General features: G+C 52.9%; 20 protein-coding genes. 4 read left to right on the forward strand and 16 right to left on the reverse strand.

The genetic code is table 11. The features are described from left to right. Window positions 1-339 precede the first annotated feature (339 nt). Window positions 340-1539 carry a M48 family metallopeptidase gene (locus tag BLQ17_RS04640; protein ID WP_092220279.1) on the forward strand — a complete coding sequence of 400 codons (1200 nt, stop codon included), beginning with the start codon at window positions 340-342 and terminating at the stop codon, window positions 1537-1539. Between the two features lie 67 nt (window positions 1540-1606). On the opposite strand, the gene gspE is transcribed toward BLQ17_RS04640, so the two are convergent. The 14 genes from gspE to BLQ17_RS04715 all read right to left on the reverse strand — a co-directional run bounded on the left by gspE (window position 1607) and on the right by BLQ17_RS04715 (window position 16911). Then, on the reverse strand, window positions 1607-3289 hold the full coding sequence (gspE, locus tag BLQ17_RS04645) for a type II secretion system ATPase GspE (protein ID WP_092220281.1): 1683 nt from the start codon (window positions 3287-3289) through the stop codon (window positions 1607-1609). Between the two features lie 37 nt (window positions 3290-3326). After that, window positions 3327-5621: a type II secretion system secretin GspD gene (gspD, locus tag BLQ17_RS04650; protein WP_092220284.1), complete on the reverse strand. Its 2295-nt coding sequence runs from the start codon at window positions 5619-5621 to the stop codon at window positions 3327-3329. After that, window positions 5618-6280 carry a type II secretion system protein N gene (locus BLQ17_RS04655; protein WP_176761087.1) on the reverse strand — a complete coding sequence of 221 codons (663 nt, stop codon included), beginning with the start codon at window positions 6278-6280 and terminating at the stop codon, window positions 5618-5620. The genes gspD and BLQ17_RS04655 overlap by 4 nt, the downstream gene beginning before the upstream one ends. 7 nt (window positions 6281-6287) lie before the next feature. Further along, complete coding sequence (gene gspN, locus BLQ17_RS04660) at window positions 6288-7172, reverse strand: type II secretion system protein GspN (protein WP_092220291.1); 885 nt, start codon at window positions 7170-7172, stop codon at window positions 6288-6290. Continuing rightward, window positions 7169-7759, reverse strand: a complete 591-nt coding sequence (gene gspM / locus BLQ17_RS04665) for a type II secretion system protein GspM (protein ID WP_092220293.1) — start codon at window positions 7757-7759, stop codon at window positions 7169-7171. Before gspM ends, gspN begins: the two co-directional genes overlap by 4 nt. 7 nt (window positions 7760-7766) lie before the next feature. Further along, window positions 7767-9188: a PilN domain-containing protein gene (locus tag BLQ17_RS04670; protein ID WP_092220295.1), complete on the reverse strand. Its 1422-nt coding sequence runs from the start codon at window positions 9186-9188 to the stop codon at window positions 7767-7769. After that, window positions 9185-10201: a type II secretion system minor pseudopilin gene (locus BLQ17_RS04675; RefSeq protein WP_176761088.1), complete on the reverse strand. Its 1017-nt coding sequence runs from the start codon at window positions 10199-10201 to the stop codon at window positions 9185-9187. Before BLQ17_RS04675 ends, BLQ17_RS04670 begins: the two co-directional genes overlap by 4 nt. Before the next feature lie 40 nt (window positions 10202-10241). Beyond that, window positions 10242-10949, reverse strand: coding sequence for a PulJ/GspJ family protein (locus BLQ17_RS04680; RefSeq protein ID WP_176761089.1), 708 nt, complete (start codon window positions 10947-10949; stop codon window positions 10242-10244). A gap of 1 nt (window position 10950) precedes the next feature. Next, window positions 10951-11367: a type IV pilus modification PilV family protein gene (locus tag BLQ17_RS04685; protein WP_092220301.1), complete on the reverse strand. Its 417-nt coding sequence runs from the start codon at window positions 11365-11367 to the stop codon at window positions 10951-10953. Next, the gene (locus BLQ17_RS04690; protein ID WP_176761090.1) at window positions 11364-11948 is read right to left on the reverse strand and encodes a pilus assembly FimT family protein; all 585 of its coding nucleotides are present in this window, start codon (window positions 11946-11948) and stop codon (window positions 11364-11366) included. The genes BLQ17_RS04685 and BLQ17_RS04690 overlap by 4 nt, the downstream gene beginning before the upstream one ends. After that, the gene (gene gspG, locus BLQ17_RS04695; RefSeq protein ID WP_092220304.1) at window positions 11923-12390 is read right to left on the reverse strand and encodes a type II secretion system major pseudopilin GspG; all 468 of its coding nucleotides are present in this window, start codon (window positions 12388-12390) and stop codon (window positions 11923-11925) included. Before gspG ends, BLQ17_RS04690 begins: the two co-directional genes overlap by 26 nt. Then, entirely contained in the window at window positions 12391-14538 is a 2148-nt protein-coding gene (locus tag BLQ17_RS04700; RefSeq protein WP_092220306.1) for a delta-60 repeat domain-containing protein, read from the reverse strand. A gap of 575 nt (window positions 14539-15113) precedes the next feature. Then, a complete protein-coding gene (locus BLQ17_RS04710) occupies window positions 15114-15827 on the reverse strand; it encodes a general secretion pathway protein GspB (protein WP_176761091.1) in 714 nt (237 codons plus the stop codon). A gap of 7 nt (window positions 15828-15834) precedes the next feature. Then, window positions 15835-16911, reverse strand: a complete 1077-nt coding sequence (locus tag BLQ17_RS04715; protein WP_092220312.1) for an ExeA family protein — start codon at window positions 16909-16911, stop codon at window positions 15835-15837. 373 nt (window positions 16912-17284) lie between these two features. Between BLQ17_RS04715 and gspF the strand changes: the two genes are divergently transcribed. Continuing rightward, a complete protein-coding gene (gspF, locus tag BLQ17_RS04720) occupies window positions 17285-18502 on the forward strand; it encodes a type II secretion system inner membrane protein GspF (protein WP_092220314.1) in 1218 nt (405 codons plus the stop codon). A gap of 109 nt (window positions 18503-18611) precedes the next feature. Here the strand turns inward: gspF and BLQ17_RS04725 are convergent, their stop codons facing one another. After that, window positions 18612-19145, reverse strand: a complete 534-nt coding sequence (locus BLQ17_RS04725; RefSeq protein ID WP_092220316.1) for a hypothetical protein — start codon at window positions 19143-19145, stop codon at window positions 18612-18614. A gap of 496 nt (window positions 19146-19641) precedes the next feature. Between BLQ17_RS04725 and BLQ17_RS04730 the strand changes: the two genes are divergently transcribed. Further along, window positions 19642-20193 carry a DUF2058 domain-containing protein gene (locus tag BLQ17_RS04730; protein ID WP_092220318.1) on the forward strand — a complete coding sequence of 184 codons (552 nt, stop codon included), beginning with the start codon at window positions 19642-19644 and terminating at the stop codon, window positions 20191-20193. A gap of 19 nt (window positions 20194-20212) precedes the next feature. On the opposite strand, the gene BLQ17_RS04735 is transcribed toward BLQ17_RS04730, so the two are convergent. Next, window positions 20213-20821: a hypothetical protein gene (locus BLQ17_RS04735; protein WP_092220320.1), complete on the reverse strand. Its 609-nt coding sequence runs from the start codon at window positions 20819-20821 to the stop codon at window positions 20213-20215. Window positions 20822-20961: 140 nt separating this feature from the next. Between BLQ17_RS04735 and BLQ17_RS04740 the strand changes: the two genes are divergently transcribed. Continuing rightward, window positions 20962-22320 carry a DEAD/DEAH box helicase gene (locus BLQ17_RS04740; protein ID WP_092220322.1) on the forward strand — a complete coding sequence of 453 codons (1359 nt, stop codon included), beginning with the start codon at window positions 20962-20964 and terminating at the stop codon, window positions 22318-22320. The last annotated feature ends 210 nt before the right edge of the window (window positions 22321-22530 follow it).

A 22530-nucleotide genomic window follows, 5' to 3' on the forward strand; every position in this document is an offset into this window, starting at 1 on the left:
GTGGGGTGTTACAACCGCCAGATTATGGTACGGGCGCTTCTGGCATTCCGGCTTGTCCGGGTACTTTGGAGCGCCGAACCCCGGTTATGGAATTTTTTGCAACTCAACAGCTTTTATTTAAATAAAGACAGAAATATCTTCTCGAAATTTGATCGCAATGTTTATATTCCGGCGCAATGGCGGCTTGATCAGGTCATTGATGACGGCAGAACTTTGCCCCTTTTCAGGCAGGTCAAAGGGTGAAGGTTACCGATTTTTCTCAGAAAATTAATTGCCCATAGCAGGGTGAAAATAGCGCAGGCAATCTTCGCTGTCCTGCCGCAACGTACCGGAGTAAAAATGAATGCACAGACCGTACGCTGCCAGAATGATCTGGAAATATTCAACAGGCTGCTTCACCATCCCGATGTAAGAAGGGTCAACGAGTTTCTTGAGAGCCGGGAAGACGGGAACTATACCGGGGTCAGGCGCAGGCTGCTTTCTTCCTCGGTCCGGTTGAGCCGGGAGATGGCCTGGGAAGTCCACAAAGTGGCGGATGAATGTATTGGTCTACTCGAAGGGAAAACTCCCCTTGAGCTTTATGTTTTTCCCAGCCCGCAGTTCAACGCCATGTGTTTCAAGCCTGAAGACGGCCGGCTGTTTATCATGTTTTCGTCGAGCCTTCTCGAGTCGTTTTCAATGGATGAACTGCGATTCGTCATGGGCCACGAACTGGGGCATCATATCTATCGCCACCACGACATTCCCATCGGTCACCTGCTCCAGGGCGGCACCGCCCCTGAGCCGCGGTTGGTCCTTGAACTGTTCGCCTGGTCCCGTTACGCGGAAATTTCAGCAGACCGAGCCGGCGCTCTTTGTGCCGGTGATTTTGACACTGTTGCCATGGCCCTGTTCAAGCTTGCATCCGGGCTGAGCGGCAAAATGATCCGGTTCGACCTGGATGATTTCCTCAAACAGGTCGAGGATATGCAACTCGAAGACAGTGAGCCGGGCAGATACGGACCAAAGGAGGACTGGTTCGCCACCCATCCTTTCAGTCCGCTTCGGGTCAAGGCGCTGCAGCTGTACCACGACTCCCTCTATGTGCGGGAAAACGGCATGAGCCGGGATGAGCTTGAGGTGTCGGTCCAGGATCTGATGGAACTGATGGAGCCCAACTATATAGAGGGGCGGACTGAAGCGTCCATCCATATGCGTCGCCTGCTCTGGGCCGGTGCCATAGCGGTCGCCGACGCAAGTGACGGTATCGGCAGTGATGAAATAGCAATATTCGAAAAATTTTTCGGGGTTGGCGAGTTCTCGAAAAATCTTGATATAGAGCGGGTAAAGCAGACCTTGGATGAACGTGCGGCAAACGCCAGGAACTATTCTTCAATCCCCCAGCGCATGCAGGTCCTGCGCGATTTGTGTCTTGTCGCCAAAGCAAGCGGAACTGTCTCGGCGGCCGAGCGCGGAATACTGGAGAAAATCGCAGGACTCATTGCAATACCCACCGATTTTATCGATCAGTTCCTGGCATTGCGGGTGATCCCGGACTGACACTGCGAAAATTGGCAGGAACAGTTTCCAGCAGCCGGGCCATTCAGGCGACGGTTGCTGGTGGCGGCTACGCTTTTGACACCCGGTAGAGTTCTTCGATGGTGGTTGTGCCGTCCAAAACTTTGGCCACTCCGTCTTCTTTTAGGGTGATCATGCCGTTTGCCACCGCTGCAGCCTTTATCTGGTTGGCGTCTGACGTCTTCAGGACCAGTTTTTTCAGGTCATCGTCCATTATGAGGGTTTCGAAAATTCCCACCCTGCCCTTGTAGCCGGTATGCTGACACCTGACACATCCCTTGCCCCGGAACACTTTTTTCCCTGAAAATTGCGCTGCCATGCCTATGTTTTCCAGGAACTCAACGGCAGGCTCGTACTCTTCCCTGCAGTCCCTGCATATTATCCGAACCAGTCTCTGGGCGACAATAGCGTTGACCGACGATGCAATCAGAAAAGACTCGATGCCCATGTCCGACAGCCTGGTGACGGCTCCGGCTGAGTCGGTGGTGTGCAGGGTTGAAAAGACCAGGTGTCCGGTCAGAGCCGACTGTATCGCAATTTCGGCGGTCTCCGAGTCCCGTATCTCACCAACCAGGATAACATCCGGGTCCTGTCGTACAATGGAGCGCAGCCCCGAGGCAAAGGTGAGGTTAATTTTCGGGTTGACCTGTACCTGGCCGATTCCGCTGATACGATATTCGATCGGGTCTTCGACGGTGATGATGTTGATGTCGGTGGAGTTGATAGCCGTAAGGGCAGCATACAGGGTTGTGGTTTTGCCGGAACCGGTGGGGCCGGTGACCAGGACTATACCGTTTGGCGAACGAATCTCCTTGGTAAACTGCGCAAGCCTCTCTCTTGACATTCCGAGTTCGCCCAAGGAGATCATGGCAGCGGTTTTTTTGAGAAGACGGAGGACGACACGTTCGCCGAAGGCGGTCGGCAGGGTGGAGACCCGCACATCGATCTCGTTGTTAGCTACCTTGAGTTCGATCCTCCCGTCCTGGGGCAGTCTCTTTTCGGCGATGTTGAGTTTGGCCATAATCTTTATCCGCGAGACAAGGGCGGACTGCACGTGCTTGGGCGGGCTCAGCATGTCGTACAGGATCCCGTCCAGCCGTTGACGGATCTTCAGGCTGTTCTGGTAAGGCTCGATATGAATATCGGAGGCGTTGTCTCTTGCCGCCTGGGAAAACATCAGGTTCACCAGCCTGACCACCGGGGAGTCGGAGGTGTCGTCAAGAAGGTCTCCGACCTCCTCTATCTCAGAGAAGAGCCGTTCGGGATCTTCATTGTCTATATCCTGCATGACCTCGCTTGCCGAGGTCTGGGTCATATCGTAGGCGTAGTTGATGACGTTGAGGATTTGCTGGGCCGGGGCGATGACCGCGCGGACTTGTTCCAGCTGCAACGTCGAACGCAGGGTGTCCAGCGGCTGGAAATCAAGGGGATTGTTCACGGCGATATACTGATCTTCGTCGGTGAGGATCGGCACCAGCTTGAACTTTTTAAGAAAACCGATCGGGATTACGTCGGCAAAAGTTACCTGGGAATTTGCCGGTAATACCTGGATGACTTCCATCTGCAGCTGTCTGCCGAGGGCGCTTAAAATGTCCTGTTCGGCAATTTCACCTCTTCTGAGCAGGATTTCACCAAGGAGCTGCCCCGTCTCTTGTTGTTCGGCGAGGGCGGATTCTATCTTCTCCTGCGACAGTCCGGTCTCTTCTGCTAAAATTTCTCCAATCTTTTTCATGGTCGTCAAAGGGCGTCCCGGTATATCGAAGATGAATCTATTCGCTTTGGTTGTGTTGTTGTTCCATGATGCCGGAAACACGCTTAACACCCGCCTGCGCCTGGTTGATCAGCGGTGCATGCTGTTGTGGTGTAAAACCCGGCTGTTTCCCGCTGCCGCCGTCCGCGATGATCCGTTCATATGTTTTCAGTGCGTTGGCAGGGTCGCTCTTTATTTCATAGACCGCCCCGATATTGAACAGGGCATAGGGGTTGTGCGGATCGATCTTAAGGGCAGCCTGAAAATAGTCCATCGCCTCGTCGATCCTGTTTTCCTGCAGCTTGTAATACCCGCGGTCAAGAAGGTTCAGGGTGTGCTCTGGATTTGGCTTTTTATTTGTATGCTGTTTCACCCCGGGCTGCAGCGCTTCCATGGTGTCCTCTTTTTCCATGGTCGCCGCGATCAAATCGGCGGGATTTTTTATGATCCGCGGGGTTATGAAGATAAACATATTGGTCTTCCTGCTGTTCATGTTGTGTGTTTTAAACAGCCACCCCAACACCGGGATATCGCCGAGCAGCGGGATTTTCCACTCGGTGTCGTCATAGTCGCTGCCGATAATGCCGCCGATGACCACGGTATCGTTGTTGTTTAGGACCACCGTGGTGCTGGCGGTGCGCTTGAAGGTCGTTGGGGTACCCGATTCCGCCGTGCCTTTAATCCTGGTCACTTCCGTTTCTATTTCCAGCCTCAGGGCGTCGGCGCGGTTGATGTGCGGCATGATAGAGAGTTTGGTCGCAACGTCTCGGTATTCGTACTGGGTATAGTCCTGATTGTTAACGCTGGTATTCTGGCTGGTAATGTAGGGAACGTTCTGGCCGACGGAAATCTCGGCTTTCTTGTTGTCCATCGTCAGCACCTGGGGCGTGGTGATTATGTTTACATCCGAATCGGTCTTGTATGCTTTCAGGATTGCCGCGATATTGGGAAAGACGACATCACCTATCTGGATCCCCTGTTTGAGGACGCCAATGGAAAATCCCGCCGGCAACGCGGGGTTTTCCACCGAAATGCCTTCCAGCAGGTTGAAGCCCTCGCTGCCGCTGAACCCAGTGACCAGCTGACCTGTGGTGTCGTCAAACGCTCCGGCCCCCGCCCACTGGACTCCTACATCGAAGGTTTTGTCGGCGTCGACCTCCATTATAAGTGCTTCGAGGTAGACCATGCGCCTGGGGATATCGAGCTGCTTGATGACCGATTCCAGAACCGCATACTCGTCCCTTGAAGCTGTTATCAGAAGGGCGTTGGTCTCCTCGTCAGCCATGATCTGCACATCTGTTGATATGGCCGCGGTCTTGGGTTTTTCCTGGGTACCTTTCTGGGGCTGCTGCTCGGGCAGGGCGTTGAGTACTTTTGCCATTTCAACGGCGGTGGCGTGTTGCAGATAGTAGACGTGAATATTGCCCTCGGGACGTGCAACTTCAGTGTCAAGCAGCTTCACCAGGCTGCGGATACGGCTCATTTCACCGGTACTGGCCAGTACAACCAGGGCGTTTACCCTATCGTAGGGGACAATCTTCGCTGTTTCACTGTCCTGGCCGCCGGCGGCTGCCCGCTGGGAGGCTGCAGACCTCTGGTATACGGTGTTCAATATTTTGGCAAGAGCGTCGGTGGAAGCGTTGTGCAGGGGGATGACCGCGATCTCGTCTTCGCGGGACTCGACATCAAGGACTTTAATGATCCCCAGAAGTTTGTGAATATTTGCCTGGGTCTCCGTGATGATGAGCATTCCGGACGGGGTATGGGCGATAATAACCGATGTCTGGGAGACAAGGGGGGTGAGTATCTTCTTCAGATCCTCAGGGGAACTGTATTTCAGTGGTACCAGCTGGGTTACGACTTTATCGTCAGGGTCCTGCGTCGTTTTCCCCTGTACCATCTCGAGGTTTTGCGATCGTGCCCGCGCCGATGGCAGAATCTTGATCACGGGGCCGGCGGTGACGGTGGTGAAACCGTGTACCTCCAGCACCGATTCAAAAACCTTGTAGGCTTGTTCCTCGGTTATTTTCGTTGGTGAAATAATGGAAACATTGCCTTGTACCGCTTTGTCTATGACAAAGTTTTTTCCGGTCAACTCACTTATGTATTTGATAAAAAGGTGGATGTCGACATTGTCGAAGTCGATGGTGATGTATTTCCCGCCTTTTCCCTCCTTTTTGTCTGAAACTGAGGACGAAGAGGGTTCCTGGGACCAGAGGGGCGAGGGAAGAAGAGCTGCGCCTGTCAACAGCACTAGTCCGGTAAAAAAACTGATAAGCTTGAACATGAGCTTCCTGTCAGACAAAGGGGTCATTGTGCGATTGTTCTCCTGGGAAGGGTTCTTTGGGTTGGTCTTACAATTCGTCGTCGAGTAACGTTTCTTCTCGGTATGCCCCGGGTTGATACCTGTTCCGGTGTCCGGCGGTAACGGGCGGCTGTCGGCCTTGTTACGTTGTTAGTTTGTGCGTAGGAGGCCCTGACTTTTTCCGCTTCAGCCATGTCGAGAACTTCGTCCTGACCGTCGCGGTGCAGGATGACCTTGCGCCGGAGAATCTCTTTTATCTGGGCGCCCTGAACGGTATCTCCGGTGCGGTAAAGCTCCTGCTTCTTGTTCTGCTGGTCGAGGATGAAGGCGTGATCGCCGTCGCCACCGGACAAGACGGTGCCCATGAGCACAAGGTTGAGCTGGGTCGGCGCCAGCTGTTCGGTGTTTTCAATGTTGGTGTTACCGCTCTGTGATTGGGTGTCGGCGCCGAACAGGTTCCTTCTGACGATGATCCGGTAATCCTGGCGTATGGGTCTTGGTGCCCTTGCCACCAACTGTTTGCTGGCGACCACCTGATCCTGCGTCCGTATCTCCTTCGCCTCCATAAAGAGAAAATGTTCCATTGCCCAATAGCATCCCTCAACCGTTACCACCGCGGCCAGGGTAATGATAAATAGAATAACTATGTTTGAATTTCGGCTATGCATATAAGCGCTATTCGGCAAGACTGAAGGTTGGTCTAACCACCGAGCCTCCCATCTCGAAAGGAAGCTGGTGGGCATTGTAACGGATCAGCAATTCTCGAACAAGTTCCGCCTCGTCCGGATGATCTTTAAAGAAACCGGCCTGTGGTACAAGGTTGCCTGTAATGTTCAGAGCCGACCTCCCTTTCTGCCCGAAAAACTCTATGTCACCTTCGAAATCACCGCGCAGGTCCCTGCCGGAAAATTTCCCTTCTGTCACCGACAGCAGCCGGCCTCTATAGTGCAGGTTCGATTCCGCCTCCGTGATGGTCAGCAGGGATAGGGTGAGCAGGGGGCGCTGCAGTTCTATGGCACTGTCTTGGACGATGACATTGCCTTTACCCTCTCCCTCAAACGGGGTGGAGAAATTTCCGCTGTATCTCCCCGAAAAAAAGAGCAGGCCGGAAATCTTTCTCGGCAGCGATTGTTCCTGGTCGTTCCACCTGGCAAGCTCTATCTCTTTCCCCTCGATCTGGGTGAACTGAAAAAGATTTCCTTTCCAGTCGAGCATAATCCGTGCCGTCGCCGTCCCCTCGTAAAGGCTGGTGTCAAGATCGAAGCTTCTCCAGAAATTCCAGCCTCCTGGAGAAATCTTCAGGGATTGCATGGTGAAACTGTCAACCGCGCCGCCGTTGGGTTGAACAAGGGTGAGTCCCTGCAGCCGGACTCCTGCGGGAAAAAGGTACGATATCTCCATTATCCTGCACTCCTTGGCCTGGAGCAGGTCGGCCAGAGATTTTTCGCAATATGTTTTAAAATCATCGGCGGGAAAACGAACGTAGGCCAAAACGATCACCAGCACCAGGCCGTAGAGGAAAAACAACACCGTTCGCATGGAAAACAGAGCCCGCATCATGAGTTCTCCCTGGTTTCAAAAGTGGCAATCTGCAGGATGGAGTCGAGTTCGCCCGATCCCGCATCGTTTTCCTGGATGAGCAGCCTGCTGATAAAGACCACCTTTTCATCCGATTCGACCTGGCGAAGAAAAGTTACCAGGGAATCAAGTGATACCTGTTGCAGTTTCATCTCTACCATGACTTCTTTAAAAACGGAATCACCCTCGATTACGGACGGTTTCATATATTTTATCTGTTTTTTTACCCCGGCTTTTCCCGCCTGCGTTTCCAGAAAGGTGAACAGCGTGAAATTTTTGTCACGTTTTGCAATTTTGCCCTGGATGGAGTTCTCCTGGGATTTCAGGCTGAGATATTCCCGGCGAAGCTCCTGGATCTCCAGCAACTCTCGCTGCTTTCGTGCAACCGACTCTATCTGTTTGTCTTTTGCCGCAAGAAACGGTGAAACGACCAGCTGCAGGAAGACAAAGCCGGCCACGAACACAAGCCCGCCTATGAGAACCCATCTCTCCCTGGGGTTGAGATCGTTAAACCCCAGTTTTTTCCATATCAGGGCCAGATATTTATTATGTTTGAGCTGTCTGATCATCGATGGTTTACCTGGCAAGTTTCAGGTTCAGTTCAAAACGTACGTTGTCGCCTTTTGCGGTCTGGTTGGCAGAACTTATTGTCACACTGCTGAACATCGCAGATTTCTCGAGCTCCTTCTGGATATTGTCAACCGTATTGAAATCGGATGTCAGGGCTTTTATTCTCACGGTATCAAGATCGGCAACCAGCCGCGTGATCTTGATTTTGTACGAGCGTGGTATGCGTGCCGACAGTTCGATCAGAAGACCGATCATCGAATGCTGTTCCCCGCCGCCGGGGATCCCTGCCTTATAGGTGGTGCTGATATTGTTGTTGATAACCTTCAGCTGCTGTATCGGGTTTACGATTCTCGTCACTTCAGGAACTGTCTCCTGGAAAACCGTTGCGATTTCATGTCGAAGCGTTTCATGCTTCACCTTCAATTCTCGAAGCTTGTATCCTTGGTACCCAAAGAAAATCACCGCCAAAAGAAGAAGGGGAATGCCGGTTCTGAATATGATGGAACGGTACTCTTTTATCGATTTTGATTTTTTGAACTCGTCTTTTCTGAAATTGAAACCCTTGCCGTTAACCCTGACGGTCTGCGCCAGCAGCTGGTCCATCCGTTCCGGATCATAATCGTTGCTGATTTTTTCATCTATTTTTATAAAAGGCTGCTCGCTCTGCGCGAACAGCTGAACTGTTGCCGAGTCATACTGCCTGGTGAGGCAATCGGCCAGCTCGTTGCTGTGCTTTTTATTGCCTGAAAGATAGAAATTCGGACCGGTCGACTCCCCATTTCGACCGCCGGCTCCGCGCAGGCTTCTGGAGATTTCCAGAACTGTTGCCTCAACAGAAGAAGAGCCGCAGGCGATAGAGCGGATAAGGACGATGGCACCATCGCGTACCAGAAAAAGATGGATAAACTTTTCCTGGCAGTTAAGCAGTACAAAATCTTTTTGTTGCAACCCTTCGGCAATATTGAGGCAGACGGCTTCCCCGGAAATTGTTATCCTGTCCGGATCGAGTCCCGCCGCTGCAAGTGTTGACAGCCGCTTGCTCAGCAGTTCCCGCGAAAGTCCGGCCAGGAGGATATCCGTCTCATTTGTCGTTGAATTGCTGGGAAGGAAATCGAGAACAAGGGAGCTTGCGGCAACAGGGGAATTCTCCGTGAGCTCATAGGGCAGAACCTGGGCGATCTTTTTCTTGTCCCCAAAAGGCAGAGACAGATTGTGAAATAAAAAGAAATCGGGTGAAAAAAGAAGAACACAACGGATGTTACTAGTGCCTGTTTTTTGCTTGAGTTCTTCTGCCACCTGCTCCAGAGAGAGGTCCGGATCCTTGAAAAAACAGCAGTCGGTAACCACCTTCGCGCGGGAACTGGCGTCCACGACAATTGCCGCGAAAGAGTCTTTTTGCAATTCAAGGCAAAACAGGTTTTCGGTCATTGCTGCTCCACGATTCTTTTTCTTGTAATGAGATTACCATCGCTGTCACGTTGCAGATCGATCACTATTGTCCTGCTCAGGTCTTCGGAGATCCCGGTGGACCGTATCTGGAAGAAACTGCTTTTGGTGGTTGTTATGGTATTGCTCAAAACAATATCCCCTGGCCAACCGCTGGTTTCAGTATACCAGTTTGGCGAAGAAAGTTTCTCCTTATTCTCAGGCATTTTTCGAAAATCGTCAAATCTTTCTAACAATTCGTCGCCGATGGTCGGATCGAAACTCTTTATCAGCAACCGGTCGGCACTGTTGATATTTATCCTGCCATCATCACCGTAGATGGTGATGTAGTCGACCAGCCCTTCCCTCTCCCCGTCACCGTAGAGAAGTTCCGGACTTATTCCTTTGATCAGCAGTAATTCCTCGATGTATTGTATCGGAGCGTTTCTGCAGTCGTAAGGTTGTTCAAGGGATTGGTAGTATCCACTTTCAGCGCCGAAATCAGACTCTTTGTCGTCTGTGTCGATCCAGTCGATGATGGCGTCGAGAATGTTTTCGGCCTCTGTTTCCCCTTCAACGTTGAAGACTCCCGACGTGAGCAGGTTGAGAAATATGTTCTGCAACTCCAGTGCAGGATTTGTTTCGCCGGGGGGGGTACGACCCGCCTGTTCCGCCAGGCTGTTTATCGGTAGTTTTCCCGATAAATCTTCGATGGTAAGGACAAGGGTGCCGTCGGGGAACAGTTCTTCGAAATCGGCGGTTTTGACGGCGGCCCAGTCATCGAGTGCGCTGTCAAAATTGTTGTCAACAAAATCCTTTTCCAAGAGCGCTGTTGCGATATTTACACCGGAAATGGCTATCGCCTGCAGTTCTCCCCTGGTCTTATATGTATCGGCGGCGAGCAGTTTCTGCCAGGTTGCGCGGTGAAATTCCACGGTCAGCGCTGTCAGCAGGGTCAGGGTCATTACGGTTATCAGCAGTGCCACGCCTTTCTGGTTGCCTGGGCCAAGGTTCATGTTGCCGACCCTTTTGATGTCTGTTGTCCCATTGTGCCGCTTACTGCTGTTGCACGGTGGATGCGGGTAGATAGACCGCGGTCCGGTACTGTTTGGAGGATTGTTCTTCTTCATCGCTGTTGCCGGCAAAGGAAAAAGTCAGGGTTATCAGCCGGGGGAGTTCTGCGCCCTCGGTATTTCCCGGCGCCGGTTCGTCATCCGGGTTGCTGTGCCATTCGTCGGTCTCGTTTCCGTCGCTGTCCATATAGGTAATCCGTACCAGGGCGAGGCCTTTTCCGATCAGGTGGGAGCGGGAATCCTGGATCGACTGCTGGCCGATACGATACGGTACGCTCTTGCGCAACAGCCTAAGCAGACCGGTCTCGTCGTCTGGTTCTGTCTCGTAGCTGATCATGCAGCGTCCTTGACTGTGTATGTTGTTGCCGACCTGGAGACAGGTTGATGACATAAAACGCAGCCTGTCCGCCCGTTTTTCGGAGATGGCCTGCTGCTCTCCTTCAAGATAACTTCCCGCTCCGATGACGGCCGCAAACAGGTCCTCGTTGAATCTCTCGATAATTATCCGGGCATCACTGGTTTCCTGCACCACCTCCCCGGCACCAAAAATTGTGCGAAAGGAGGTGTGGTAGGCACCGTATACAATCGAGATGACAACGGCCAGAATTGTTGTGGCAAAGAGAACCTCCAGCAAAGTGAAGCCTTGCTGGCATACCCTGCGGCTTTTTGCTGCAACCGGAAAGAAAGACATTTTACCATTGGCCATAAAAAATAAGTGAACAAGAAAGGCTTGTATCTTCCCGAAAGACCGTCAGTGTCGCTTTGACAATCGGCGGCTGCAGATCCTGCAGGCTCGCCAGGTAGAGAAAAGACGCCTCTTCCGTTTCAAGTTTCCACCCATAGTCGGAATATTCTTCACCGAAATTGCCCTCATTGTCCTCTATCGATTGCATCGCCTCGAGTTCTGCGAATTTTTTTGCTGCGAGCATGGGGGCGGTAAAGTTAAAGCTGGCCTCCATCGCATAGTCAAGGCTCCGTGACTGTGAACCGAACAGCACCCCCAGGGAGATGGAGAGGATCGCGACGGCTATCAGGACCTCAAGAAGGGTGAAACCGCGGTCGTTACGCGTGGTCCGGGATGTCGGCAAGGTCGCGACTTTTTTTCTCATAGGTCGCCGCTCCGGCCGGGGACGGTGAAATCATCGGTTATGGAAACCGTGTCCAGGAAGGTGTGAAAATGCAGTGTTACCGATTCCCCCGCGTCATCCTGGAGCTGTATCATCGTCTGGTTCATGTATCCCTGCTCATTGATCCATACACCGAGTTTTCCCTCCACGCCGCTTTCCCCTTCAACCCATATTTCCGAAATTGAAACCGAATCGGGCAGCTTGAACTCCCGGGCCGTTTCACCGGTCTCAGCATCTGTCTCCTCTCTTGCCGCCGGTTCGTAGCTGAGACGGTTTTCAAGCTGGCTGATATAGAGAATATACGGTTTCTGCAGGCGGATCGATCTGCTTCTTGCCTCGGCCACATATCCGATGAGTTTGCGCGACGATGTCTTCAGGGGATCGCCAAAGACGAAGCCGCGCATTGCCGGAACGACAATGGAGAGCATGATGCCGATTATGGCACAGACAACAACCAGCTCCATCAGGGTGAACCCCTTTTCTCGCCACATGTTGTCATCATCACCGACCAACGGGGGTAACACAGGAGTAGCGCCGCTATTCAATTTCCCAGTTGTTGACATCCCGTGCGTCTCCTTCACCTCCGGCTTCCCCGTCCGCCCCGTAGGCGCTGAGGTCGAAATCCCCATTGATTCCCGGGCTGAGGTAGACAAATTCATACCCCCACGGGTCGAGCGGTACTATCGATTTTTCAAGATATCCTCCATCCCGCCATTTTTTCGCCAGTTTGCCAGTGGTGGGCGGTTCGATCAGTGCCTGCAGCCCCTGTTCGGTGGTGGGATAGCTCCCGTTGTCGAGTTTATAGAGTTTCAATGCCGTTTCAAGACCCTGGATCTGCAGCACCGCCTTGGTCCGTTTTGCCTCTTCGGGATGCCCCATTATCTTGGGTCCGATATACCCGGCCAGAATGCCTATGATGACCAGTACCACCAACAGTTCAATGAGTGTGAATCCTTCTTTTTTCAGGGAAAAATTGTAAGCAGATCGTCTCCCGCCTGATTTCATTTAGCTGACCTCTTTTCGTTTGATAACTGCGTAAAAAATAGCCGGAGTCAAGACAGTGGTTGCCAGAAGGACAATTTTGACAGCCAGGCTGGTGTACAATACGAACGCGGCAAAGGCTATAACAGGTAAAAGCAGAGCCCGTACCAGTATCCGGATTGCGTGGTTTTCGGCGACCAAGTTGGCGATTACGGGTGAAATCCTGTAATAGGTTCCCACCAGGTATCTGCCGGGTTTGCTCGACAGTAACACTTTATCCCTGAATTCGCGAAGAACAAAGACATGTTTGTCGGCTATGGTCCCGTAGGCTGCGGTGGCGATGAAACAGGCATCTTGAGAGGTAAACAGAAGGGTGTTGCCGTAAATTACCGTATCGTCCGAGAGGACGGCATAGGCACGGACAAAATAGGTCGTATCCGGTGTTACTTCAGCAATATCGGCGGTGTATTGACCGGTGCCGCTTCCGTTTTCCGTCTGCCCTCTTTTTACAAAATAGGAGATATTGGCCGCATCCTGCGGGAAGAGAGAACTCTGCTCACTACTCTGGGTATCTTCGGTCGGAGTCGGACTTTCCTCGGGAGCGGTTTCATACTCCGGGGGGTTACTGGTGCCGTAGACGATACCGCGAAGGGTTACGGTCGGTTTTTCCTGGCATCCCGACAGACAGGTGGAGAGACAGGTGTCTATCTGTTCGGGCTGGTCGGAGCACTCCTGCTCGCACGACGATTCACAGGCCGGAAGTGACTGGGCATCCTCAATAATCCCTCCGCTCATTGCGCTGACGCGGGTGATGTTGATCACCGGCAGTGTGGTTATTCTATATCCTGAGGTTGTTATTCCTGAGGTTGTCCCGTCTGCTCCGCCAATGGTCGCCAGGGCCGTTTGCTGGACGAATTGTGCCAGCACAAAATCGCTGTCTGTCCCGTTTGAAGCTGATCCGGCAGCGATAATCGAGCCGTCACCGGGAGCTGCTATGGCCTGTCCTGTATCGTCGCCTGATACCAGGCTGAAGACGACTGACAACTGTTCGGTTTCACCCGGACTTGCCGAGACCGTCCTGATGGTGACAAGAAGCACGTCTTTGCCCTCTGATCCTGTAACATACCCGGTCGCGGCGATAGTGTTTTCGTCCACCACAACAATACCGTTCAGCCGTGAATCGGCCGTCAAGGCGCTGGCGTAGATCCCGTCTGTGGCAAAACCGGGATCAAGTTGGCCGGAGTTGTCAATCTTGGCGACAAAGGCCGCGCTGCTGGTGTCACCCTCGATATAGCCGGTCAAAAATATATCTCCCGTGGTATCGGTGAGCGAATCGGTGACAACGGCGGTGCTGTTAGTGAGGGCTATCTCCTGTATCCCGCTGGTCCCGAATGAGGGATCAATAGTGCCGTCAGCTTCAAGGCGCAGCAGAGCCGGCCGGTTCTCTGCGGTGATCTCTGCCGCCACCACCGCCAGGATGCTGTTGTCGTTTTGCACTTCAAGGCTTGTAAGCGCGCTTACCTGCAGGTTGTCGGCAAGGGCGATGCCGTTTTGGCCAAATCCGGCGGCGAGAGAACCCTCCGTGGTGAATTTTGCTAGAAAACCGTACGTTGACGAACCGTTCTCCCCGGAGCCGCCCACCAGGATGTTGCCCGCTGGATCGAGCTGGAGTGTGCAATCGGCAACCGAGCCGTTGCCAACCGGCAGGCTGGTCCGGCCGTTGTCGCCGAAGGTTGCGTCAAAAAAACCGTCCGATGTGAGCCGCAGGACAACAAGTTCGGTGACAGATTCTTCTGCCGTTCCCGCAATAACGATTTTGCCGTCTTCCTGCAGTGCGATGTCGACGGCCCTGCTGTTGCCGGTTCCTGAGCTTGCGGTGAATTTGCCGGTCGAGTTGAAGGAAGAATCCGGCGTGCCGTCGGGGTTGTACCGGGCGACGGCAATGTTGGTCACGGCGCCGTTATTGACATAACCGGCGGCGACAATTTTTCCGTCGTCCTGGGTAACCACACTGGTGAGCAAATCATCACCCAGCCCTGAATCATCAAGGACAACGCCGTTTGTGCCGAATTCAGGGGTCAACACATAGTAAGCCCAGGTCGATGACGGAAAGAAAAACGCCACCGCAACAAGAGCTGCCAGCAGCAACGATAGTCGGTTGTGTTTTTTCATTTTATCCCTCCCTTGAGGCTGTGTTGACAAAGTCTGTTTCTTCAGTGATGCACTGACCGCCTGGAACCACTGATCTTGCTGGTAGATGAAAAGATCTGTGGATACTCTACCGGAGATGGAGCGCCAAAAAATGATTGGGGCGGTGTCGATATATCCTACCAATGGTGTATTGGTAATCAGTTAAAAAACAATATGCATTCTTTATAAAAGTGGTGGTCAAGATTTAATTTTCACTATTGTTTCTCTTCGTTCAAAAGAACTCCGTAGGTGTTGTCACATTTTCTGTTGCCATCTGCAGCGCCGGCTGTGCTTTCTTTTCTGTCAACCATTGGTGGTGGTTGGCAAAAACCTGCGGGCCAGGCGGCTTGGTCTTTGGCAAAGAGGGCGTGCGCCGGATTTTGCCGGGCTGCGCATGGATATGGGTTACTTCATTTTATCCAAACCACGGGATAAAGTGAAATGTAAAGTCGAGCCCAAAAGACGGCAATCCTCCGGAGTGCACCTCGCCAAACGCTCCTTCATCGGCAACTCCTTGATAATTGGCATGTGGTAAGGAAAACCTTTGTCTTTCCCCGTTAGCGGACTTCCATGGCGAACCGCGTCCCGGCAAATTCCAGGACGACTCCTTCCCAGGTGATCTCTACCAGGCGGAGCCTGGCGTCGACCATGTCACCCTCCTTTACGATGTTGTTGTTGATGATGATCATACGCTGGTCCGGGGTCTCGGAATAGGTGTGACCGGCAAAGTGCAGGGGCGGAATCCGGCTCTTGATATTTTCAGCAAGCTCGGAAAAATCCGGTACTGCTGCGGGTTCGGTGTTTTTCGGGGCAACCTCTAACGTGTTGTCCGACTGATCGCGGAAATATTGGAATATGACTTTACGTTTCTCAGGCGACAGCCTGGGAGGCTGTAACGACTCGGGTAATGCAGGTCCGTCCTGAAGGACGACGCCTGCCGGCTGCTCGCCGGTGTCGATCGCCGCGACTGAACTGTCAGCAGACTGGGTGTGAGGGTAGTGATGCCGGTCAGGCGACTTCACCTGCTGTGCAAGGGTGGCGGTTGCCGGTGCTTCCTGTTGGTCCCGGTGGGCGGAGAAAAAAAGGAGTGCAGCGCCAATCGGGACCGCCAGGATGATAAGATAGAGCAGTGGCTTGAAAAAACGGGTGTTGCCGTTTTTGGGTGGCAAAGCTGCCTGGGGGTATGAACCGTGCGCCGAATAGAGCGGGGAAGCGGACTCCTTGTGCCGTTCATGATCCGATTTTTGCAACGCATCCAGGATAAAGGACATTCTGTGTTTACTCCTTGGCCTCTGAAAGAGTTGGCTGTTGAGATCGGGAAGCATCACTGGCCGCCAGCGGACCGTTGTCGGCACCGTTTGTAAGCGCCGACAACTGCTGCGGCTGTTCTTGCCGGATTCGGTTCAGCGCAGGAAGATCACTCATCGAATAGGGGGAGAATTGCAGGAACAGCAAAACGGAGCCGCCCAGCAGCGCCAGCGCCGACAGCACCAGTGCCGCAATTTTCCCGGTACGTTCCGGCGGTCGTGAAACTGATGAAAACCCTTGGGTTATTTCTTTTCTGGCGTTTTTGATGATGCTGTGGGAAACGGTGACGTTATTGGTCGCGTATGCCCCGAGCAGGGCTCTGTCGCAAAGTGTATTTATTATTCGTGGAATACCCCTGGACGTTTTAGCCAGATAGTTAAGCGCCTTTTGGTCAAACAGCTTCAGGATCGGCGGAATCCCGGCTTTTGCAAGTCGATGCTCTACGTATGCATCTATGTCTGCGCGGCAGAGGGGGCCAAGATGATATCTGGTGGTGATTCTCTGGTTGATCTGTTCCAGTTCCGGAGCCTGCAGAATCGTCCGTAGTTCCGGTTGCCCGATCAGTACAATCTGCAGCAGTTTCCTGGTGTCGGTCTCAAGGTTGGTGAGAAGACGGAGTTGTTCCAGGATTTCGACATCCAGGTTCTGGGCTTCATCGATGATCAATGCCGTGTTTTTGCCCCGGGCGTGGGAGTTCAGTAAATGTTCGTTGAGGGCATCGACAAGAGCTTTGGCTGACGAGCCTTCCTTGATGTTTTTTATGCCCAGTTCTTCACAGATGGACCCGAGAAGCTCGGTGATTGTCTGCTTGGGATTGAACACAACCGCCACTTCCGTATCCTGCGGCAGCCGTTGCAGCAGGCTTCTGCAGATCGTTGTTTTTCCGGTTCCTATATCACCGGTCAGTAAGATGATACATCCCTCGCTGTTAAGACCGTAGAGCAGGTGGGCCAGCGCTTCCTGGTGCTGTTCGCTCATGAACAGGTAGTTCGGGTTAGGAGCGATGGTGAAGGGTTTTTCCTTTAAGCCGAAGTAGCGGGTATACATGTTGTCTTTATCAATCGTATTGAGTGTGAAAACTTGTTACCTTTTTGGTTTTACGATATTTTTTTGCCGTACGGCCCAACCTCCTGGAGATCCTGGATCCGGCTGAACAGTACTTTATCTTACAATAATAGTGAACCAGTGCCTATCGATAAATAGGTAAAGGGCAGCGCCAGGGAAAATTATGTGATCCGGGTCAATGAGCGGCTGCAATAAAAAAAGGATCGGAAAATTTGTTGTGTTATAATAGAGTTGTCATGATCGATCAGATACGAACGGCTCCGGACCATGATACGGAGCAGCACAACTGCCGTTCGCACCGTCCGGACAATGGCTTTCTGCCGGATAGGATAAATGTCTATTTTCGGTAAAGGTTATGCCAGTATACGATTACAGCGCCCTTGATAAAAAAGGGAAAAAGATTCGGGGAATTATCGATGCCGACAGCGAAGGAGCCGCTCGGGCCAAACTGCGCGGACGGAACATTTTTCCCGTCGGGATAGTGGAGAGCAACAGGCAGAGCCGCAAAGAAGGCAGACGCAGTCTCAGCCTGTTTGCAAACATCAAGTCGGCCGAAGTCAATGCGGTGATTCGGCAGCTGGCGACCCTGCTCGGAGCGGGTGTCCCTCTGGTACAGGCGCTGGGCTCTTTGTCGCAGCAAACCGGCAACATCGCCCTGCAGAAAGTGATTGCGCAGATAAAAGACGAGGTGAACGAGGGCAACAGTCTCACCGAGGCGCTTGCCAGGCATCCGCGGCTTTTCTCCTCGGTTTTCATAAATATGGTAAGAGCCGGAGAAGCTTCGGGGTCACTTGATATCGTCCTTGACCGTCTTGCCGAGTTTGGCGAGAATCAGGAGATCCTTAAGGCGAAGGTGAGGGCTGCGTTGATATATCCGCTTTTTATGGCGGTGATAGGCGGACTGATACTTTTTGTCCTGATAACCTATATCGTGCCAAATATTACGCAGGTTTTTGCCGAAATGAACAGGACGCTGCCGCTGCCGACCCTTGTCCTTATCAATCTCAGCGACGTGTTGAAGCATTTCTGGTGGCTTATCCTCGCTTCGGCCATGGTGCTGTTTTTCTGGCTGCGCTACGTTATCGGCCAGCCGGCGGGCAGGCGGGTGTACCATTTTGTCAAATTGAAAGTGTGGGTAGTAGGTCCGGTGGTGCGCAAGATAATCCTGGCGCGGTTCGCCTCGACCCTTGGTTCGTTACTGGAGAGCGGCGTCGGGTTGATGGATTCGATGCGTATTGTCAAAAATCTTGTCGATAACGTTCATGTGGCCGGAGTCATCGAGACCTCCATGGATGATGTGCGTAAAGGAAAGAGCATGACCCTGGCCCTCAGGGAGTCGCCGTGGTTCCCGCCCATGTTTGTCCAGATGATCGAAGTGGGTGAGCAGAGCGGCAGTCTCGAGCAGATGCTGCAAAAGGTGTCGAAAATGTATGAAAAAGAGGTCGAGATCTCTATCGTTGCCATGACCTCGATAATTGAGCCGACCATGATCGCGCTGATGGGGGTGGCGGTAGGTTTTGTCGTCCTGTCCATCCTGCTGCCCATCTTCGAAATGAACCAGCTGGTCGGCTGAACCCAACGCGGTTGTCTGTCGATCGCTTATGCCGGCGTGAAAAGCGGGTCAACGTTGTCCTGCAGCCATCGATCCGCTTTTTTTGACATGTCCAGCACCCTAAAAGGCGCTACAGTTTCACATATGACCTGTACCAGTTGTTTTTGTAGCTGACTCCCGGATCTCCGCTTGAAAAACGGTATTTTCCCACCCGGGAGATAACAAGCTGAACCTCGGTTGCCGTATTGCCAAGCTTGCCAAGCTCCAGGGTCTGCTGCTCATTGAAACAGACAAACCCGTGTCTTGTTCCGTTTTCCACCTGTATGTAGTTTTTTCCCGGCAGCGACAATATCCTCGCCGCTCCCCTGCCGCCCTCGGCACGCAGGGAGTATCTGTAACAGTTGTCTGCGGTTGCCGCCTGTCCGGGGGGGATGTCCCAGCCCGCCTGAAAAGTTTGCTGGTGGTGGCGGTAGAAGGTTCTGCCGGTGTGATTGGTGCTCGGAATTCTTGCCTGCGCTGCGCCATGGCGGTGCGGGGTGTCCGCACGGTACTCCCGGTGCCAGCCGTTTTGTTTCCGGGCGTCGATATGGTATTGATCCCTGTCGTGAGCCAGTGCGGGAGTTGCGGCCATAACAAGCGCTATGATCATCATCGTCAGTTTCATCTTTTCCTCCATAAGGTTTCAGGTTGCAGTTTTTGTTGCTCTTCATCGTCACAATAGGTCAACCGGACCACCAAAACTACCTGACATAGACCGATGTAAGGTGAAAACCACAAGATGTCTGGTCCAGGCCGGGTGGTGTCGTGCGGTTCGGGCAGGCAGGACCGCTGCGACCGACAGAGCTGTTTGCAAAAACGATCGATAAGCAGCTATGTTTTCTGTATCACTTTTTCCTGGTGACCATAGTGTTGGCGGTTACTGTTGCTGGGCGGTAAAAACGTTTTACATGCCCTCAGCTGCGTCTACTGGTGGCGTCACTTGGCGGAACATGCTATCTTCTCTACAGGACTGGTCCGGCTCCTTTGGTCGCCCCATGAAAAGGGACGGCAGGCAGATGGGCGCAGGGATAAAAAAACAAAGGTGAACAAGATGGTCGCAGGGTAGGGTTGCTGCCCGATGTGCGGCAGGTTTTTAAAATAATCGGACGGATTTATTGGTTATGGGCAAGACATTTCAAGAGCAGTTGCTGAAGTTGGGGCTGGTGGACAAGAAAAAGGCCAACGAGGTCAAGAAGCAGAAGCACCAGCAGAAGAAAAAGACCAAAGGCAAACGTACAGACGTCATCGCCGACGAAAACCTGCGTATGGCCAAGGAAGCCCAGGAAAAGAAAAAAGCCCGTGCCCGTGAACTGAACAAAGAGCGCGAGGCCAAGTTGCAGAAAAGGGCCGAAGATGCAAAGATAAAACAACTTGTCGAGCAGCACAAAGTCGCCGGAGACGACGGCGGCGTGGCGTACAGGTTCAACGTCTCGGGAAAGATTCACCGGATCTTCGTTACCAAAAAAACAGCCGATATGCTGAGTTCGGGCCAGCTGGGTATTGTCGAGTTGGGAGAACAGTTTGAAGTAATACCCAAAGCCGTGGCCGAGAAAATACGGGCCAACAGCAATGCTGTCTTTATTCACCTGACAACTGCAGCTCCCACCCCGGAGGCCAGCGACCCCGACGATCCTTATGCCGATTATAAGGTGCCGGATGACCTGATGTGGTGATAACTGCTCCCTGGTGGATCTATTTCGCGGTGATTACGGGGGCCAGCCTGAGGGTGATCTTGCCCCGGCTGGCTTTGATGTCGTCTATCCGGGTATCGATGGCTACGGTCTTGGCTCCCGCTTCGACAATGAGCGGTTCCAGTTTTTGCATGGCCAGGGGAAATTCCCTGCCGTTGAACAGTGAAACAAGGGTGCGGCCTATCTCGTCGTTGATGCCGTCCCCCGTGGTGGTCAGGTCTTTGATGAAGGGACGGACGAACAGTTTTTGGCGGTTGCGGTCAAAACGCAGCCTTGCTTCGCTGTGGAAATTGATCTCAACGGCTCCCACCTTGAGTTTTATCTGGTGCCCGGCAATATCCGTTACCAGGGCCAGGTTGCTGCCAGCCATGTGCAGGCGGCAGCTGAGCTGGTCCTTTTCCAGCTGCACCTTACTGATATCGATAATGGTTATCTTGCCGTCAATTGACTTGGAGTGAGTGTCGACGTCGTAGGGCAGCAGGGCTCTGGTGGTCCTGGCGATGACACTCTGGGGGATCTCCAGGATAATGTTTTCTGACGCATGTGCCGGAAAAGCGATAACTATGGTAAGTAAAATAAAAGCCGCCATGGCGGCGCGAATTTTTTTCATAAACCTAAAACCTCGACATTAGAAGCAATATAAGAGTCGAAGTAGGGTACCTGCTGCAGGATCAATTTGCAAGTGAGAAACTCTATTACCATCTCTGTCCCGCATCCGGTCCACGCCGGCGCGGAGGATACAACCGGATTATGGCCACCAAACCGATACTGACCGTTTCTTCCGACTGTGCGTTTACAGGGATCGCTTTTGATCTGGAACAGGAGATCAAAAATAAGCTGACCCTGGAAAACCCGCAGTATACTGCCGCCAAAAAGTATGGCCGGTGGATCGGCAAGAACTTGAAGCGTCAACTGAGATATTATGATTCCATACCTGGTGGGCTCAGGTTTCCCCGGGGGTTTGCCAACCAGGCGGTTCTCTGCTGCCGCAGGCTCTGCGGATTCGATCCGGAGATTGTCGACAACCGGAGGCTGCTGGCAGCCGAGGAGTTCACCTTGAGCGCAACATTGCGTCCTTATCAGCAGGATGCGGTTGGCGCCGCCGCGGGAAAATCTTTCGGGGTTATAGAAGCGGGGACCGGCAGCGGCAAGACGGTGATGGCCCTGGCCCTTATCGCCCGCAGGAAACAGCCGACCCTGGTAGTGGTGCACACCAAGGAACTGCTGTACCAGTGGCAGGAACGGATTCGCGAGTTTCTTGGCTGTGAGGCGGGGCTTGTGGGGGATGGTAGGTTTGAGATACGGCCGGTAACCGTTGCCATAGTAAACAGTGCCAGGAAAAGGGTTGAAGAGCTTGCCCCATGCTTTGGTCACCTGGTGGTCGACGAATGCCACCGGGTGCCTGCAAGCCTGTTTACCGACGTCGTCTCCGTTTTCGACTGCCACTTTCTTCTTGGCCTGTCGGCGACGGCGTTTCGCAGCGACGGGGAAATGACGAAATTGATCTACTATTTCATGGGCGACCGGATACACCGGGTCGAGAGGGATGAGCTGATGGCGACCGGGGCGATTCTCTCGCCGGAAATCATTCGCCGTGGTACCAGCTTTTCCTACCGGTACCGTGGGGATTACCAGGCACTGATCAAGGCTCTGGTAGGCCATGAAGGGCGCAACAGACAGATTCTCGACGATATTATCGCCGAAGCGGCCCAAAAAGAGAGTAAAACGATCCTGGTCGTCTCCGACCGGATCAGTCACTGCCGGTTCTTCGTAGACAGGTTGAAGGCCGGCAATATAAGCTGCGAGCTGTTGTCCGGCCAGCTCTCTGCTGAAATGAGAAACGAGGTGGTCGCCCGGGTGCTGAGCGGCGATATCGAGGTGCTGGTGGCAACTCTGCAGCTTATCGGCGAGGGATTCGACTGTCCCGGCCTGACCACGCTGTTTTTGACGACGCCGATTCGTTTCGAAGGGCGGCTTCTCCAGGTAATCGGAAGAATAATGCGGCCTGCGGAAAACAAGAGGGCGAAGGTTTATGATTATATCGATGAAAATATTCCCGCCCTCCTCAGGTCGGCAAATGATCGGGGAGTGATTCTGTCCCAGTTGTAAAAAAAGTCGAAAAATAGGAGGGAAAGGGCTGGTTGTTAATCCCGTGCTTGCAAAATATCTCATCAAGGGTTATACTGTAAAGTTACACTTTGATGTGATTTTTAACGGGCGGCACCGCTGTTACAGGCGTGTGCTTTTTTTGTTTATATGCCGGGCGAATACGGTCTGACGATAACGCTGCAGGTCGATGCAGCCTTGACGGGTAACGGG

Origin of the sequence: Desulforhopalus singaporensis (assembly GCF_900104445.1) — a bacterium.
Classification (GTDB): domain Bacteria; phylum Desulfobacterota; class Desulfobulbia; order Desulfobulbales; family Desulfocapsaceae; genus Desulforhopalus_A; species Desulforhopalus_A singaporensis.